The 16,366-nt window shown below is 42.1% G+C and carries 16 protein-coding genes; 8 read left to right on the top strand and 8 right to left on the bottom strand.

Annotated elements, in window-relative coordinates:
• Nucleotides 1–409: 409 nt before the first annotated feature.
• Nucleotides 410–1,135 (top strand): 16S rRNA (uracil(1498)-N(3))-methyltransferase, encoded by a 726-nt coding sequence (locus tag H3U82_RS10540; protein ID WP_037475162.1) that lies wholly within the window; start codon nt 410–412, stop codon nt 1,133–1,135.
• Nucleotides 1,136–1,200: 65 nt separating this feature from the next.
• Here the strand turns inward: H3U82_RS10540 and ppk2 are convergent, their stop codons facing one another.
• Both ppk2 and H3U82_RS10530 read right to left on the bottom strand, forming a co-directional pair.
• Complete coding sequence (gene ppk2, locus H3U82_RS10535) at nt 1,201–2,094, bottom strand: polyphosphate kinase 2 (protein ID WP_084547499.1); 894 nt, start codon at nt 2,092–2,094, stop codon at nt 1,201–1,203.
• 139 nt (nt 2,095–2,233) lie between these two features.
• The gene (locus H3U82_RS10530) at nt 2,234–3,427 is read right to left on the bottom strand and encodes an MFS transporter (protein ID WP_198210460.1); all 1,194 of its coding nucleotides are present in this window, start codon (nt 3,425–3,427) and stop codon (nt 2,234–2,236) included.
• 393 nt (nt 3,428–3,820) lie between these two features.
• Here H3U82_RS10530 and H3U82_RS10525 point away from each other — a divergent pair, with 393 nt between their 5' ends.
• The 3 genes from H3U82_RS10525 to H3U82_RS10515 are packed head-to-tail and all read left to right on the top strand — an operon-like array spanning nt 3,821 to nt 7,261.
• On the top strand, nt 3,821–5,236 hold the full coding sequence (locus H3U82_RS10525) for an aspartate aminotransferase family protein (protein ID WP_084547501.1): 1,416 nt from the start codon (nt 3,821–3,823) through the stop codon (nt 5,234–5,236).
• Nucleotides 5,237–5,289: 53 nt separating this feature from the next.
• Entirely contained in the window at nt 5,290–6,378 is a 1,089-nt protein-coding gene (locus H3U82_RS10520) for a GNAT family N-acetyltransferase (RefSeq protein WP_025329812.1), read from the top strand.
• Entirely contained in the window at nt 6,371–7,261 is an 891-nt protein-coding gene (locus H3U82_RS10515; protein ID WP_198210458.1) for an arginase family protein, read from the top strand. Before H3U82_RS10520 ends, H3U82_RS10515 begins: the two co-directional genes overlap by 8 nt.
• On the opposite strand, the gene H3U82_RS10510 is transcribed toward H3U82_RS10515, so the two are convergent.
• The 6 genes from H3U82_RS10510 to H3U82_RS10485 form a co-directional block, all read right to left on the bottom strand.
• Nucleotides 7,243–8,430: a DegT/DnrJ/EryC1/StrS family aminotransferase gene (locus tag H3U82_RS10510; RefSeq protein WP_198210457.1), complete on the bottom strand. Its 1,188-nt coding sequence runs from the start codon at nt 8,428–8,430 to the stop codon at nt 7,243–7,245. The two genes, H3U82_RS10515 and H3U82_RS10510, sit on opposite strands and share 19 nt — an antisense overlap.
• A gap of 30 nt (nt 8,431–8,460) precedes the next feature.
• Complete coding sequence (locus H3U82_RS10505; RefSeq protein ID WP_037392847.1) at nt 8,461–8,871, bottom strand: multidrug efflux SMR transporter; 411 nt, start codon at nt 8,869–8,871, stop codon at nt 8,461–8,463.
• Nucleotides 8,871–9,227 (bottom strand): EamA family transporter, encoded by a 357-nt coding sequence (locus H3U82_RS10500; protein WP_037392850.1) that lies wholly within the window; start codon nt 9,225–9,227, stop codon nt 8,871–8,873. Before H3U82_RS10500 ends, H3U82_RS10505 begins: the two co-directional genes overlap by 1 nt.
• A 34-nt stretch (nt 9,228–9,261) precedes the next feature.
• Nucleotides 9,262–10,083 carry a carboxylesterase gene (locus H3U82_RS10495; protein WP_174830989.1) on the bottom strand — a complete coding sequence of 274 codons (822 nt, stop codon included), beginning with the start codon at nt 10,081–10,083 and terminating at the stop codon, nt 9,262–9,264.
• Between the two features lie 24 nt (nt 10,084–10,107).
• Entirely contained in the window at nt 10,108–10,854 is a 747-nt protein-coding gene (locus H3U82_RS10490) for an MtnX-like HAD-IB family phosphatase (protein ID WP_198210456.1), read from the bottom strand.
• A gap of 804 nt (nt 10,855–11,658) precedes the next feature.
• Nucleotides 11,659–12,876, bottom strand: coding sequence for a LysM peptidoglycan-binding domain-containing protein (locus H3U82_RS10485; protein ID WP_198210455.1), 1,218 nt, complete (start codon nt 12,874–12,876; stop codon nt 11,659–11,661).
• A gap of 161 nt (nt 12,877–13,037) precedes the next feature.
• Between H3U82_RS10485 and def the strand changes: the two genes are divergently transcribed.
• From def to H3U82_RS10465, 4 genes are all read left to right on the top strand, one after another.
• Nucleotides 13,038–13,541, top strand: a complete 504-nt coding sequence (gene def / locus H3U82_RS10480) for a peptide deformylase (RefSeq protein WP_198210454.1) — start codon at nt 13,038–13,040, stop codon at nt 13,539–13,541.
• Nucleotides 13,542–13,611: 70 nt separating this feature from the next.
• A complete protein-coding gene (gene fmt / locus H3U82_RS10475; protein WP_198210453.1) occupies nt 13,612–14,553 on the top strand; it encodes a methionyl-tRNA formyltransferase in 942 nt (313 codons plus the stop codon).
• Entirely contained in the window at nt 14,550–15,803 is a 1,254-nt protein-coding gene (rsmB, locus tag H3U82_RS10470; protein WP_198210452.1) for a 16S rRNA (cytosine(967)-C(5))-methyltransferase RsmB, read from the top strand. Before fmt ends, rsmB begins: the two co-directional genes overlap by 4 nt.
• Nucleotides 15,769–16,365 carry a DUF4390 domain-containing protein gene (locus tag H3U82_RS10465; protein ID WP_025329802.1) on the top strand — a complete coding sequence of 199 codons (597 nt, stop codon included), beginning with the start codon at nt 15,769–15,771 and terminating at the stop codon, nt 16,363–16,365. Before rsmB ends, H3U82_RS10465 begins: the two co-directional genes overlap by 35 nt.
• Nucleotide 16,366: the final 1 nt, after the last annotated feature.

Raw genomic sequence — 16,366 nt, 5'->3', positions numbered from 1 at the left:
GCCTCCACAAATCCCCTGTCAACTCCTGCCTGCATTTATTTTTGACTTTCTCTTCACTCAACTGTTTTTCCTGTGTTTATTTTTGGTGCCTTTGACTCAGTTTGATTACTTTTCAAACTTTCATGACTTGCTTTGTCTGTGTGTTTATTAAACGAGCTGTGTATTCATATTCGTTAGTTCTAAGAATTAATACTCTTTAGATTGCGAAAAGGTATCATTGTTTATAATTTGTATTGCTGATATAAGAATTAATGTTTGTAGATTTATTTAAATGTATGGCTTATAGATTAGGTATTTTTATACTCATTTTTGTATTTCTATAAACAATTAGAATAGTCATTTAATTTTTTAAATGTTAATCCGGCTATTTTTATTCTCTGGATTATTGATTGATTTTTTTACTACTATTATGCCCCGTTTTTATTTACCGCCCAGTGTTTTAGTTTCAGATGCATTCTCTTTACCTGATACGGCTGCTCGCCATGTACAGGTGTTACGCTACCAGCCAGGTGAGGTAATTGAGCTTTTTGATGGGCTTGGAAAGGTCTATCAGGCTGAAATTACGTCAATGGGTAAGAAAAATGTGGATGTACTGATTCGTGAAAGTACAGATATTAATTTAGAGTCACCATTAAATATTACATTGATGCAATCCATATCAAGTAGTGATCGTATGGATTTAACTATTCAAAAGGCTGTGGAACTGGGTGTAACTATGATTCAGCCAGTACTAACGGAACGCAGTAGCCAGCGCTTAAGTGGCGAACGGGCAATGAAAAAACTTGAGCGCTGGCTGGATATCGCTATTGGTGCCTGTGAACAATGCGGCAGAACGGTAGTACCACGAATTCAACCGATAACGGGATTGTCAGATGCATTGTGTGCTCTGGGTGTGGATGATTTAAAACTGCTGATGAGTTTAAACCAGCCCCGAGCATTAAATCAGTTTACACAGCCACAGGCAGTAGTATTGCTGGTTGGTCCTGAAGGCGGATTAAGCCAGGCTGAAGAAGAGCTGGCAATTAATCATGGCTTTAATGCAATCAGCACAGGACCCAGAGTATTACGGACAGAAACAGCATCTTTGGCAGCTATTGCGGCAATGCAGTTGCTATGGGGAGACTTTCGCGGGTAAATTAGAAAAATTCGGAACTGATAATAAAACCAGCCAGTTTAGTCTGCTATCTGGCTGGTTCTGTATTAATATTCTTCTGGTATATAACGATAGGGATAATTAGGTTCCTGATAATCACCCTTATCCTGACGTTTTGGTAATTCGACCTTTTTCCGTGGCGTCTTTTTATACGGAATTTCACTCAATATATGTTTAATGATATTCAGACGCGCTTTCTTTTTATCATTAGAATCAACCACGTACCACGGCGCCCATGAGGTATCAGTTGCCATAATCATTTCATCACGAGCCCGGGAGTAGTCATACCAGCGGCTGTAAGACTTGATATCCATAGGAGAAAGCTTCCAGATTTTACGCGGGTCGTTAATTCGCCCAAGCATACGTCTATGCTGTTCTTCCATACTCACTTCAAGCCAGTATTTAAGCAGGATGATACCGGAATTAACTATAGCTTTTTCCATAAATGGAATAACTTCTAGAAATTCCTTACTTTCTTCTTCGGTACAGAATCCCATCACGCGTTCTACACCAGCACGGTTATACCAGCTACGGTCGAAAATCACGACTTCTCCAGCCGCAGGTAAATGAGGAATATAGCGCTGCATGTACATTTGTGACTTTTGGCGTTCACTTGGTGCCGGCAAGGCAATAGTTTGAAAAATACGAGGGCTGACTCTCTCAGTGACAGCTTTAATTGCACCACCCTTACCCGCTCCGTCGCGACCTTCAAAAATAATACATACTTTTTGTCCGGAGGCTTTTACCCATTCTTGCAGGGCAACCATTTCACCCTGAAGTTTTTCCAACTCTTTGTAGTATTTCTTTTGGGATAATTTTTTATGTTTGGTATTTTTATCTTGATTATGTTTGGTAGTTTTATTCGGACAAGTGTTATTCTGGCTTTCTCCCTGCTCAGTATCAGGTATTTTGGTTTCAGATTGCTGCTGGTTTGCAGTCATAATACTTCCCCTATCTGTTGTTATTAATAATTAAAGTAAATTTAATATTAACAGATTATTAATGTTAACAGTTATTTGCAACATCAGTTACATGTTTTTACAATATTATTTACTGTTCTGTATACATGAATAAACTTAGTTATTGCAGATTTGCGGCAGCAGTGCGCTGTTCATCTTTTACTGTAAACCACCATACGATTAAACCGATGATAGCAAGAGCAACGCCAACCCATGCTGTACTTGTCCATCCCCAGCCGGCGGCAATGGTTAAACCGCCTAAATAGGGTCCTAAGGCATTGGCAGCATTAAAAGCACTATGGTTGAGTGCTGCAGCCAGTGTCTGAGCTTCTTTAGCTACATCCATCAAACGAATTTGTAATAATGTACCTACAGCACCGCTCATACCGATTAGTACAACCTGAATACATATCCAGTAAGGATGATGCACTGCAAAAGGATATAAGGCCAGCATAGCAGCAGACCAGGCCAGTAAGCATGCTAATCCACCCATCACATGGCGACCGGCCAGGCGTGGCACGATAATATTGCCAAGAGTCATACCTACACCGTAAAGACACATCACCAGTGGTACGCTTTTAGGTGACATACCGGTAATATCTTCAAGTGTTGAAGCCATGTAAGCATATATGCCAAACATGCCGCCAAAACCGATGGCTCCTATAACCAGTGTCAACCATATTTGCCGGTTGGTCAGTGCACTAAGTTCACGCAGCGCATTGCTACCGCCTCCCTGCATACAATTTGCCGGTAAAAAAAGAGCTACCAGTATCACTGTTAAAGCAGCCAGTATGGCAACGATAAGAAAAACAACCCGCCAGCCTACTGCTTGAGCCAGCCAGCTACTCAAAGGCACGCCGATGGTGGTAGCAATGGTTAAACCTATCATCATTAATCCTACAGCCTGAGTTCTCTTATCCGGAGGCACCATAGCTGCGGCAACCAGTGCACCAACACCAAAATAGGCACCATGCGGCAAGCCACTTAAAAAGCGACATAACATCATACTGCGGTAATCTGGAGCCAGCATCGTGCCGAGATGTGTCAGAGAGAAAAATGCCATAAGCACCAGTAACAGGCTGCGCCTGCTAAAGCGTGCACCAAATATGGCAATAACCGGAGCGCCTATGACAACACCCAGTGCGTAAATGCTGATTAGATGGCCTGCTACGGGTTCGCTTATATTTAAACCACTGGCGATATAGGGCAAAACACTCATGGTGGCAAATTCTGTAGTGCCGATTGCAAAACCGCCAACAGCAAGAGCAAATAAAAGCCAGCGAGGATGAGGAATACGATTAGGTTCTGTGTTCATAGGTGTGTGATTAGGCTGGTCAATAGTAGCCAGTAAAATTGTGTGTTTATTGTGATTTAAGTCTAACTGATTGAGAAATATTAGTAAAAATTGATTTTAGTTTTTTTTGCATAAGTCTATTGCGGATAATTAAATATTGTTTAGTTTTGTGAATATAAAATTTTATTTGGTTAGGGTGCAATCTATATATTGTCGGTAAATTGCTAAGCCAATATGTTTTACACATTTTCTTTTTTTAAATTAAGTGCAAAGATAATTGAATATTGAGCAGATAATGGTTTTATCAGGTTATTAGCCTTTGTTTCTTACGGTTTTGATGCTTTAGCAGGATATAATAGTATTAATTATGTACTTTTTATTAAGATGTTTTATTTTAAATGAATGGAATAAATGATGAGTAAGCCTAGTGCTCAAACACTTGTAAATCGTCCTGATGATGCACAGTTACTGGCAGATGAAGCAAAGTACTGTTCGTTTGGTGATACGGTACATTATGTGAATCCGCCAAAAATCTTTGATGGCTGCGAAGGCAGCTATATGTACGATAAAAATGGTACACCTTATCTGGACTTACAGATGTGGTATTCGGCCTGTAATTTTGGCTATGCAAATGAACGGCTGAATGCTGTGCTGAAGCAGCAGGTTGATACATTACCGCAATGTGCCAGCCAGTATTTGCATCCTACTAAAATTGAGCTGGCTAAAACCATTGCTCTGGATATGAAACGTAAATTTGGTCACGATGGTCGTGTGCATTTCAATGTCGGCGGTTCTCAGTGTATTGAAGATTCATTGAAAATTATCCGTAATGCATCTGAAGGGCGTTCATTAATGTTTGCCTTTGAAGGTGGCTACCATGGACGTACTTTAGGTGCATCTTCGATTACATCTAGCTTCCGTTATCGCCGGCGTTATGGCCATTTTGGTGATCGCGCTATGTTTATTCCGTTTCCTTATCCGTTCCGCCGTCCTAAAGGAATGACGGCAGAAGAATATGGTGAACATTTGGTGGCAGATTTTGCCCGCCTGTTTGAAACAGAATACCATGGTGTGTGGGATCCGAAAGCCGGACAAGCTGAATATGCAGCATTCTATGTGGAACCACTGCAAGGGACAGGCGGATATATTGTACCGCCACGCAACTACTTTAAAGGACTGAAAAAGGTTCTGGATCAATATGGTATTTTGCTGGTTGTTGATGAAATTCAGATGGGTTTTTATCGCACCGGTAAATTATGGTCAATTGAACACTTTGATGTAAAACCAGATATGCTGGTATTCGCTAAGGCACTGACCAATGGCATGAATCCGCTTGGTGGTCTGTGGGCGCGGGAAGAACTGATTAATCCTCAGGTATTTCCCGCTGGTTCTACTCATTCTACTTTTGCCTCAAATCCATTAGGAACAGCGGTAGGTCTGGAAGTATTTAAGATGATGGCCGAAACTGACTATGAAAAAATGGTTATGGAAAGCGGAGCGTATTTCCTTGAGGGCTTAAAAACACTGGAACAGCGCCATAAGGAAATAGGTGAAGTAGACGGTCTGGGGCTGGCTTTACGTGCCGAAATCTGCACAGAAGACGGATTTACTCCAAATAAAGCTCTGGTAGACAAAATGGTGGATATTGGTATGTCCGGTGATCTGGACTGGCAGGGTCAGAAAATGGGGCTGGTACTGGATATTGGCGGCTATTACAAAAATGTCATTACTTTCGCGCCTTCATTACATATTACTAAACAGGAAATTGATCAGGGTATTGAATTGCTGGATCAATTGATTACACGTGCTAAAAAAGAGTTAACAGCTTAGGGCTGGTAATGGCAGCCGGCTGATATTCAGGCTGGCTGCCGTATTAGTAAATTATGAATTATCTGACTCAACTGGAACCGAATGAACTGGTCGACACTTTTCTGACCAGTCCGCCTCAGGATTTTACAGCATGGCAATTAACTAGCGGGGTACCGGCATTTGCTGCACGGTTTGATTTACTGACTACCGCAGAATCTGATTTTCAGCAAAAAATTCGCCATTGGCCGTTATTTAACTGGTGGCAGCAGTTTCTGAAACCTGAAACTTGTTTTATTGGTACTACTGTATCGGAATATGCGCTGTTTACTCAACAACAATCTGTGCAGCAGTTAGCTACGGAAATTAAACAGCATTATGGCAAAAAATATCCGCTGCTGATTGTGAAAGATATTCCTCAGCAATCACCATTACTGAATCATCAGGCAAATGAATATGCTGCATCACTGATACAGGTATTGCAACAAGAAGGATTTATTGCAGTAGAAGGTCAGGCATTAGCCTGGGTACCGATAGATTTTAATGATATTGATGAATATCTAGGCCGTCTGTCTTATCAGCGGCGTAAAAACTTCCGGCGCAAATTAAAAACGCAATCGCTGGTAGAAATCGGTTGTATACACAGTGGTGATGCCTATTTTCAGAATAAGGCCGTTTTAGATGAGTACTATCAGTTATATTTGAATGTTTATAATCAAAGTGAAATCCATTTTGATTTATTAACCAAAGATTTTTTTGTGCGCCTGTTACAGGACAGCAGCAATCAGGCCAGGATTTTTACCTACCATTATCAGCAAGAACTAATTGGTTACAATATCTGTTTTGTTCTGAACGGTATGCTGGTAGATAAGTATATCGGTTTTGTTTATCCTCAGGCACGGGAACTGAATTTGTATTATCTGAGCTGGTTTTACAATCTGAATTATGCCAAAGAGCATGGACTTAAAGTTTATGTCGCCGGCTGGACGGATCCGCAAGTTAAAGCATCTTTAGGTGCACAATTTACTTTTACCAAACATATGGTGTATGTCCGCAATCCTGTTTTAAGAAAGCTACTGGCAAAAATCAGTACTCGTTTCGAACAGGATAAAATCTGGCAGGAAAATAGCAATCAGCCTACTCAGGATAGTAAAAAACATGAATAAAACGATAATTCTGGATTTTGACCACAGTACAGGATCTATACCAGATGCAGTAAGAATTGAACTTGGTCAATGGCAGGAAGTTATTCGTTTTGGTTGCTCTCAGACTAGTTTTAAGAAATTACAGGCTGAACTGAATCAGCAATTACCCGAACATTATGGTACGGTATTAACCGGCAGTGGCGACTATCATCATATTTCACTATTGTTGATTAAGCGCTTACAGCAATTTTTCAGTGCCTCCAATCCGATACAAATCATTATTTTTGATAATCATCCGGATAATATGCGTTATCTGTTCGGAATTCACTGTGGTTCGTGGGTCAGTTACGTGGCGCAATTGCCTTTTGTCAGCCATGTACATGTATTAGGTATTACTTCAAATGATATAGGGGTGGCACATAGCTGGGAAAACCGGCTGGCGCCATTATTTCAGGGTAAATTAACTTACTGGTGTATGGATGTACAGGTTGGCTGGGCAAGAACAATTGGTCTGAAACAGGCTTTTCGGGCATTCTCCTCACCAGAAGAACTGGTAAGCGCTTTTATCCAGACACAGCAACAAGCTAATGAACCTGTATATATCTCGATAGACAAAGATGTTCTGGGTAAGGACGTAGTACAAACCAACTGGGATCAGGGGCGCATGCAACTGGAACATTTATTAACTGTGATTAACGCTATGAATCAGCGGATTATTGGCAGCGATATTACTGGTGAAGTATCTCAGTGGGAATATACCAGCCTGCTAAAACGCTTACTGAGTGCAATGGACAAACAGGAACCTATTCCGGCTACTACACTGACTACATGGCAAGAAAAACATCATGCTGTTAATCAGCAATTGCTTGCCTCTCTGGCTCAGAATCAGCGCACAGCATCCTGAATAACTTCACATATCTGGGAAAATTGAGCATCAGTAAGCCACAGGCTGTTGGTAATAGTGAACATACGTGCAGCAAAGTCTTCAGCATTCGGCATGGATGAAGCAGGTACAATCGGCTGCAAATAATCGTATTGAGACAGTGGGTGAATAAATAACCGTGTTACCCCCAGCGGACTAGTCCATAGCTGTTTTAATACAGCATCGCGATGTTGGCCTGTAGGCAATAACACCATTAGAAAAGGCCATACACCCCGCCCATGCTGATCGACGATCACGTCTATTCCGGAAATACTCTGCAATTGTTCACTACGCTGGTAGGCCTGCTTTTGCAAAGCATCTAAAAATGCCGGTAAACGCAGGAAAGCATTAGCAGCTACATGCTGACGCCAGCGACTAACCCGATGCATTGGAATATCAAAATCAAAATCATCTCCAACGGCTGCAATCCATTGCTGCCGGCGCAATGCCTTTCTCCTGCCTTGCCCATAAACAAAATGTAAACCGGCAGGATTATACAAAGCAGTATATCCAAATAATTCGAGAGTTCTCAGCAATTCCCATTTGCACCGGCGTGGCAATAATTTCTTGGACATAGCTTGTAAATTACTGCGTAATTGCATATCACTGGCGGTTAACAAACCGCCTTCATACATAGTTAGCCCTTTACCGGCCGCCAGACTGAACAGCACAATATCGCCATGCTGCCCTACTTCTGCACCCAATGCCTGCGCTGCATCCTCTATCACACTAATCTGATAGGACTGAGCCAGTTGTTTAACGGTACTGACATCTGTCACTCGGCCGCCCAAGTGTGTAGGTATCACTGCCAATACCTGCTCATTTAACAGAGTACTTAACTGAGCGATATCCATATCGATACTACCGGGTTTTAAATCACATAACTGTAACTGTAAACCACAATGATGAACGGCCAGCGCAACCAGCGGACAGGTATATGCTGGTACAATTACGATTTTACGCTGTGGCTGCTGCTGTGTCAGTGTTGTTAACGCAATAATCAGTGCTGCTGTACCTGAACAGGTAAGCTGTAAGGGCGGCAGATGCAATTGTTCGCTGACTCTGCTCGTAAGTGACTGACCAGCCGGCCACCAGTCAGACCACTTTAGCGGTAATCCGGCAGTAGGCGGGTTCTCATAGTAGTATGACATATATAATACTAATCTTCTGAACCGGAAAAGTTAACACGGCTCATCATCTTTACTATGTTCCTCGGTTTCCATGATCTCTTTTTCAGCCAGTGCTAAAAAGATAATACCAGCCACAATAAATATCGCGCCGAGGATACGAATGTTTGTGATGTGCTCATGAAACAGAAAAGCTGAAACCAGCATTACTGTAACCACTTCCAGATGCGATGCAGCAAATGCCGGACCAACCGGTGCTTTTTTCAACAACATCATCCAAGTAAAAAAAGCGCCAATATAACCGGCAATGGCAATATATACCCACGGCTGAGTAAATACGCGGGAAATCCAGTCCCAATCCGCAGCAAGTGGCTGCGCATGAATAGCAGTTAATTTAAAACTACTCTGCCCCAATGTATCAAACAATAATAAGAGCGCAAAACCAACTATATAAAATTTACGCATTATGACGCTCCTACCAGTACTACTCCGATGGTAATACAAAACATACCGGCTAACCGGAAACGGGTAAGCTTTTCCTGAAACAAAACCCGTCCTACCAGCATCAGCACGATAATGTTAATTGAGCCAAGTAAAATACCCTGTGACAATGGTACCTGACTTAAAAATGCCAGCCAAAGCAAAAATTCAGCGACATAGGAACCAATCCCAATCCACAACCAGTAATTACTGAACAGATCAATCCAGTAATACCAGCCATTGCGGTTATCTGGCGCAATGGCTGCATATTTAAATGCTATTTGCCCGAGCGTATCAAAACAGATATTGGCAAACCATAAAATGAATACAAGCATCGTCATATAATATTTCCTTTGCTGCGAGATAGATATTCACTTACGCTGTTTGCGCTATATGCTCGAAAAAGGCAACTGATTCATTGATTACTTCGCGCCGCTGGCGATCAATGGTAATCAGGTGATAGCTGTCATCCAGAACGATAAATTTTGTTACTCCGCTGACATATTTTTCTACCAGACGCGCATTAGTTTTGATATTGGCAATATCATCATGACCGGAATGCATAATCAGACAGGGAGCTGTAATCTGTGGCAATTGTCGCCGCACTATTTTGGCCAGTGCCTGCATTTCTGCCAGTGCCGGAAACGGATTACCGGCCAGACCGGCACTGGCACTATCACCACTGAACATACTGGCAGCAACAGTTGCACGAATACGTTCATCTTTCAGCCCATACGGTGGTTTCTCTATAAATGAGGTTTTCTGAAATAAATGAAATTTTTTAAAAAAAGGTAGTAGCACAAAAGATTGTTTTGCCCAGAATGGAATAGACCAGCCATCATAGCTGAATGTTACACCATAGACACCCACACCCTTTACAAGCTCAGGCTGATCGGCCGCCAGTTTCAATGCCAGCAGCGCACCCATCGATAATCCTGCTACAAACAGACAATCGACTTTTTGTTTTAGAAATTGCGCAGCCTCCTGCACACTGGCATACCAGTCACGCCAGGTAGTCTGACATAAATCAGCTTCATCACCGCAATGACCAGCCAGCTGCATGGCATAGACAGTAAAACCTGCCTGATGCAGCCCTTTGGCCAGAATACGCATTTCATTGGGTGTACCGGTAAGACCATGTACCAGCAGAACACCGTTGCGATTACCGGGTAAAAAATAGGAAGAGTCTTGAATCATAATTATAAATCAGGTATTAATGCCTTATGCTGGAATCAGGCAGCTATTCTCGGTCGGAGCTTTCAGCAACTCAGGTAAAATGGCAGTAACATCGCCAAAATTCTTGATTGGATAATACGCAATCCGCTGTTGCTGACAAAAATCAATTAATTTATCTTTGGCAAATACCATATCTACTTTATCTGCCACACAAAAATCCGATGTACCATCACCAACATAAAAAATCTTTTGAAAACCAGTCAGTTTCCGGCGGTGCTGACATTTACAATTACCACTGGCTTTAAGGCAGTGATCATTGGCATAAGGAAAATCCAGTGCCCAGTCTTGCTGTTGATTATGCAATAAGCGATTGGCAAAAACCGGTAAAAAGTTCAGATTATACCGCTTAAGGATGGACTGAATGGCATAGTCCAGTCCATCACTGACAATATGTACATTTAAATTTCTGCTTTGTGCAAAGCTGATAAACTCACTAAAAGCAGGATCAATTTTAATTTGTGCCAGCACACTGTCCAACTCAGCCTTACTGGCCTGCATATTAGCAATCTGCTGATGCATGCATTCCCGCGAACCAATAATACTTTCCTGCCACTGCTGCTCAAATAAGGCACATTTCTCATTACCAAAATGATTCAGTAAGGTATCAGTAACATCTTTTTCACTGATGGTTCCGTCAAAGTCACACAATACTGTATACTGACTCAAATCGTTAGCATAAAAAAGTGACTGATGATTTTGCGGGCTTTCCGCAACGGGGAAGAAACAACTCATATTGTTCCATATAAAAAATTACAAATGAAAACAGGCTGGCATTGTAACAAGGAAAATGAAAGATAACGCAAGATGTTTGAATATCTTAGTGTGTAAAGGCTAAACGTAAATAATTTCACTAAATTTTAGCCAATTACCCTAACATAATAATTGGCTAAATATGGCTGATAGATCGGAGATTAAGGGGACTAAATATATTCTATCAATAGAATAATACCCGTTCACTTTGAACACTAATTTCAGTTTAATATAAAATAAACGAAAATACATGTCAGAAATGTATTTTATACTTTGCTGAAACTCAGATTACCTGTCTGCTACACCAAGCCGCCAAATCTGTCCACAACAGAACTAATCTATACAGATAGCTGATATGTCTAGATATTTTAACCGAATAATTAGTCTATTTTAAAACATTTCTACCAGAAATTAAACTGACTGGATTTAAGTATCCTTTATGCAATATCAATATCGGAAAGAAGTAAGCTAATAATTGTTATTTTTTCACAATAATTTAAATTATATAGATAATTTATTTAATTCAAATGGCATAGAAGAATCAGATCGGATTCTCAGCAAAGACGATTCAGAAACACATAATTGTTTATCCGATATTTATTATTCTGATAAATATCGGATAATAAGCATAACTGCTATTTTTAGCAGCAGAGAATTTTGATGTCTATGCTTATAGAGAGCAATAGATAAAACTATATAAAATAAAAGTGCGGATATATCCGCACTTTTATTCGATTCATTTCATCAGCAATACATTTTTTACCAATATATTATTCGCTGTTTCAATTAGTGAATTTCTTTGAATGAATTGATCAGGTAAGTTGAGTCCTGTGTAACATCATCCAGATCATGACCCGGGTTCATTACTAAATCTCCTATCTGCACAGCTTGAGATGCGTTAATAATAAGAGCTGAAGACAAATTATCACTTACCCGATAAATCAGTGCCAGACCAACTTCCTCTGCCGGAATACTCAGATATTTAACCACACTGCGTGATTTCTTAGGCTCATTAGATAAATCAGCCTTAAGCTGGCGACTTTTTTTATACAGGCTAACTACGGTACCTTTATCAACTCCCTCATTAGTACCTAAATTCAAAGTAATTGTCTGGTAAGGACCTGCTTCCTGAATACCGTCCATTACAGAAACAATTTTACCTTTAATCTGAGTAGTGGGCGCATGAGGCATCATTTGGAACGGATCATGCTCATCTGTAATTTTTAACAGATAATCACCCTTATTAATTTCTGACGCTGAATTGGTAATAACCATTGGCTGAGCTGTACGCGTAGGAACCTTAATCAGTGATGTCTTACGGGTATAATACTCATCTTCGGGCAAGCTGGCTGCATCCTTTGGACTGCGTTCAGCCAGAGCAGTGTTCTGTCCGGCCAGCGTTGCTGCTTCACCACTAAAACGTACCAGCTGTCCCAGATATTTATGGGTATCAGGATCAGTAATATTCTGTTCTATACGGTAAATCAGATAGCGACCAGGCTCTAACTGACGATCCGCATAGATACGGTCACCTGTAGAATAAATAACCCGGTTATCCGGTCCGGCAATCAGACGTGGTGCCTCTCTGGTTTGTTCTTTACTAATTACTTGCGGGTGCTGCATAAACATACGGAAAAAATCGACATCTATGGTACTGATGCCATAACCAGAAGATAGATTACGTATTTGTGGCTGCAGTTTGATGGTCGGAATACCTCCGCTGTTATCAAAACCCAGACGCGGCTGCCCGTTAACATAGCGCAGACTTAAAACCTGTCCCGGATAAATTTTTTGCGGATTCCGAATCTGATCCCGGTTAGAACCCCACAGCTGCGGCCATTGCCAGGGGCTGTAAAGATACTTACCGGATATGCTCCACAAAGTATCACCACTTTTCACTACATATTGTGCCGGTGCATCCGGACGTAATTTTAATTTGGCCATTACCGGTGCAGATATTGCCATACTTAGTGCACACAGCAGAGTTATAATATGTTTATGCATGTAAGGTATCCTTAGGGAGTTTGCTATTTTAAATGATTGTGATATGACATAGTATGGATATTAGTATCAGTTTACCTGAATCCATATCAACAATCTTTAAAAAATCCATATTGCCATCATGTACTCAGGTCAGATTGATTGAACAAGGAATTAAACACATAATGGCTCTCTTAAACATTTTACAATATCCTGATGAGCGTTTACATACTGTTGCGCAACCTGTTACAAAATTTGATGACAGAATTCGCACGCTGGTACAGGATATGGCGGAAACTATGTATCAGGCACGCGGTATCGGACTGGCGGCAACTCAGGTTGATGTGCATGAACGTGTAGTAGTAATGGATCTGTCTGAAGAACGTAATCAGCTGCGTGTATTTATTAATCCGGTTATTACTTACAGAGAAGGTGATACCGAGTACGAAGAAGGCTGTTTATCTGTTCCCGGTATTTATGAGATGGTACACCGCTCTGAGCGCATTACCGTTGAAACTTATGATGAACATGGTGAAAAATTTACACTGGAAGCAGACGGATTACTGGCCATCTGTATTCAGCATGAACTGGATCACCTTGCCGGCAAGGTATTTGTCGAATATCTGTCGCCTCTGAAACAGAACCGTATCAAAACTAAGCTTAAAAAACGCGCACGCGAAAGAATGTAACAAAACCTCCTGTTGTCGGAATTTTTTATTGGCATAGCGATAGCTGTTATGCCTGTTGTGGATTTATTGCATGAAGCCTTCTGTTATTTTCGCCGGAACCCCTGATTTTGCTGCGACTGCACTCAATGCTATTGTTACAGCCGGTTTTAACGTACCTCTGGTACTAACCCAGCCAGACCGCCCTAGCGGCCGCGGGTTAAAGTTACAACCCAGTTCAGTTAAAAAAGCAGCACTGACACACGGCCTTACCGTAATGCAGCCAACTACATTAAAAACGGCCGAAATTCAGGCAATATTGGAAAATCAGCAGGCTGATGTCATGGTTGTAGCTGCTTACGGGCTATTACTACCACAGGCAGTGCTTAACATTCCCAGATATGGCTGTCTCAATATTCATGCGTCTCTGTTGCCGCGCTGGCGTGGTGCCGCGCCGATTCAGCGTGCAATTGAAGCCGGCGATCACGAAACCGGGGTATGTATCATGCAAATGGATGCCGGTCTGGATACCGGTTCAGTAATCAGTCGTCATAAATATACGATTAAAACAGACGATACAGCGAGTGAAGTACATGATGCATTAATGCAGCTGGGTGCTGATGCAATTGTTGCTGATTTACAACAAATTAACCAGCTACAGCCAATTCCACAAAGTGAAACAGGCGTTACTTATGCTCATAAATTAAGCAAAGCTGAAGCGCAAATTGACTGGACCCGGCCTGCTGCAGAAATTGTACGAAAAATTCGTGCTTTTAATCCGGTACCCGGAGCATGGACTATCTGGCAGGATAAACCGCTTAAAATCCGGCGCGCTAAAATAGTTTCATATACAGGCATACCGGGAATGGTTTTACACAGTAATGAACATGAACTGATTGTAGCCTGTGGCAAAGACTCCATCAGTATTGAAGAAATTCAGAAAGCGGGTAGCAAAGCCATGTCTGTAACCGCATTCCAAGCCGGTAATATCTTGCAACAGGGTACATTACTCGCTTCAGCGGAGACTGATGCATGAGTATGGCTCGCGCCCAGCAATTAGCAGCAAATATCATCGGCGAAGTCCTAAACGGATGTAATCTCAATGAAATTCTGATTCAGGTAATACAGCAACATCCTGAACTGTCAGCCTCTGACAGAGCTGCCTTGCAAGATCTTACTCATGGTAGCCTGCGTTATTTAGGTCTGTTGCAACAACTTGTACAGCAAATGACCACAGCTTCACCACCGGCAGATATTCGCCATCTTCTTATCATTGCTTTATACCAATTACATTTTACTCGCAATGCACATCATGCCGTCGTGAATGAAGCTGTGAATCATGCACGCCGATTGCACGGTGGTCGTTACCAGAAACTGGTTAATGCTCTGTTACGGCGCTTTCTACGCGAGCATGAGGACTTATTAGCCAATGCATTTAAACAGGATACAGCCCGTTTCAATCTGCCTGCATGGTGGTTAAACTATCTTAAAAAGCATTATCCTCAGCATTGGCATAATATGGTTACAGCAATGGCTCAGCATCCGCCTATGACATTGCGAGTTAATCGTCGCTATACTGATGCTGAGCAATATCAAACCAAACTGGCCGCAGCCGGTATACCAGCCAGAATTCTCGATACACACAGCATTATGCTGCAACAGGCAGTAGCCGTATCAAAGCTACCGGATTTCGCTTCAGGACATGTGTCTGTACAGGATTTTGGGGCTCAGCAAGCCATTCCTTTGCTCAATCCGCAATCCGGTGAGCGCATTCTGGATGCATGTGCTGCACCGGGTGGTAAAACAGGACATATGCTTGAATGGGCAGACTGCGATGTAACGGCACTGGATATAGATTCGCAGCGTCTTGAGCGCGTACAGGAGAATCTGCAACGCCTGCATCAGCAGGCACATTTGCATTGTGCCGACGCAAAAGATCTGCACTCATGGTATGATGGCAACACTTTTGATGCCATTCTTGCTGATGTTCCCTGTACGGCTTCAGGTGTAGTAAAACGTCATCCTGACATCAAATGGTTACGTCAGCCTCAGGACGGACAAAAAACTGCACTACAGCAGGAAGCTTTACTGGATAATCTGTGGCTTACTTTAAAATCAGGTGGGCGCCTGCTTCTGGCCACCTGTTCGATTTTTACAGAAGAAAACCAGCAACAAGTAACCCGTTTTTTAACCCGACATGCGGATGCCCGCGAGCGTCTCTCACGTATTTTATTACCGAACAGCAGACAAGATGGCTTTTTTTACGCGCTTATCGATAAAATCTAGTCTACTTTTTGCCTGTCTCCTCTGCCTGAGCATTACTGCAGCACTGGCCGAAGGCATAAGCACCACCCGTGCTCAGGCTAATATTACCAGTAATGGTCAGCTTTCCATCAATACACGTTTTAATACCCAGCTGCCCGACCAACTGAAACAGGCTCTGACTCAAGGCGTACCATTAAATTTTGATCTGAACTATCAGTTAACAGCCCCCACGCTCGCTTCTTACCGTAATCGGATTAATAACCTGATTGGCGGTGATAACCTTATACAGTACAAACTCGCTTATCACCCGCTGACTAACCGCTACCGTGTCAGCATGGGTTCCACGTTCTCTACCGAATACAACAGCCTTGATACCGCACTTAGAGCCGTTGGTGCTGTAGCCAACTGGCGCGTCCTGAGCAATGGCACACTCAGTGGTGTCTCTGCGAATGAAGTGCGTGCTGATGTTCGCCTTAGTCTGAGTATCAGCCAGTTACCCAAGCCATTTCAGATTAATGCTCTCACTTCCCATAGCTGGCAATTGGATTCCGGCTGGCATCGTCTAGTCATTAACGCGGACTGAC

This window comes from Snodgrassella sp. W8132 (assembly GCF_016100865.1).
Classification (GTDB): Bacteria; Pseudomonadota; Gammaproteobacteria; order Burkholderiales; family Neisseriaceae; genus Snodgrassella; species Snodgrassella alvi.
Note: the sequence above shows the minus strand (reverse complement) of the source record. Positions and strands in the feature narration are given on the sequence as shown.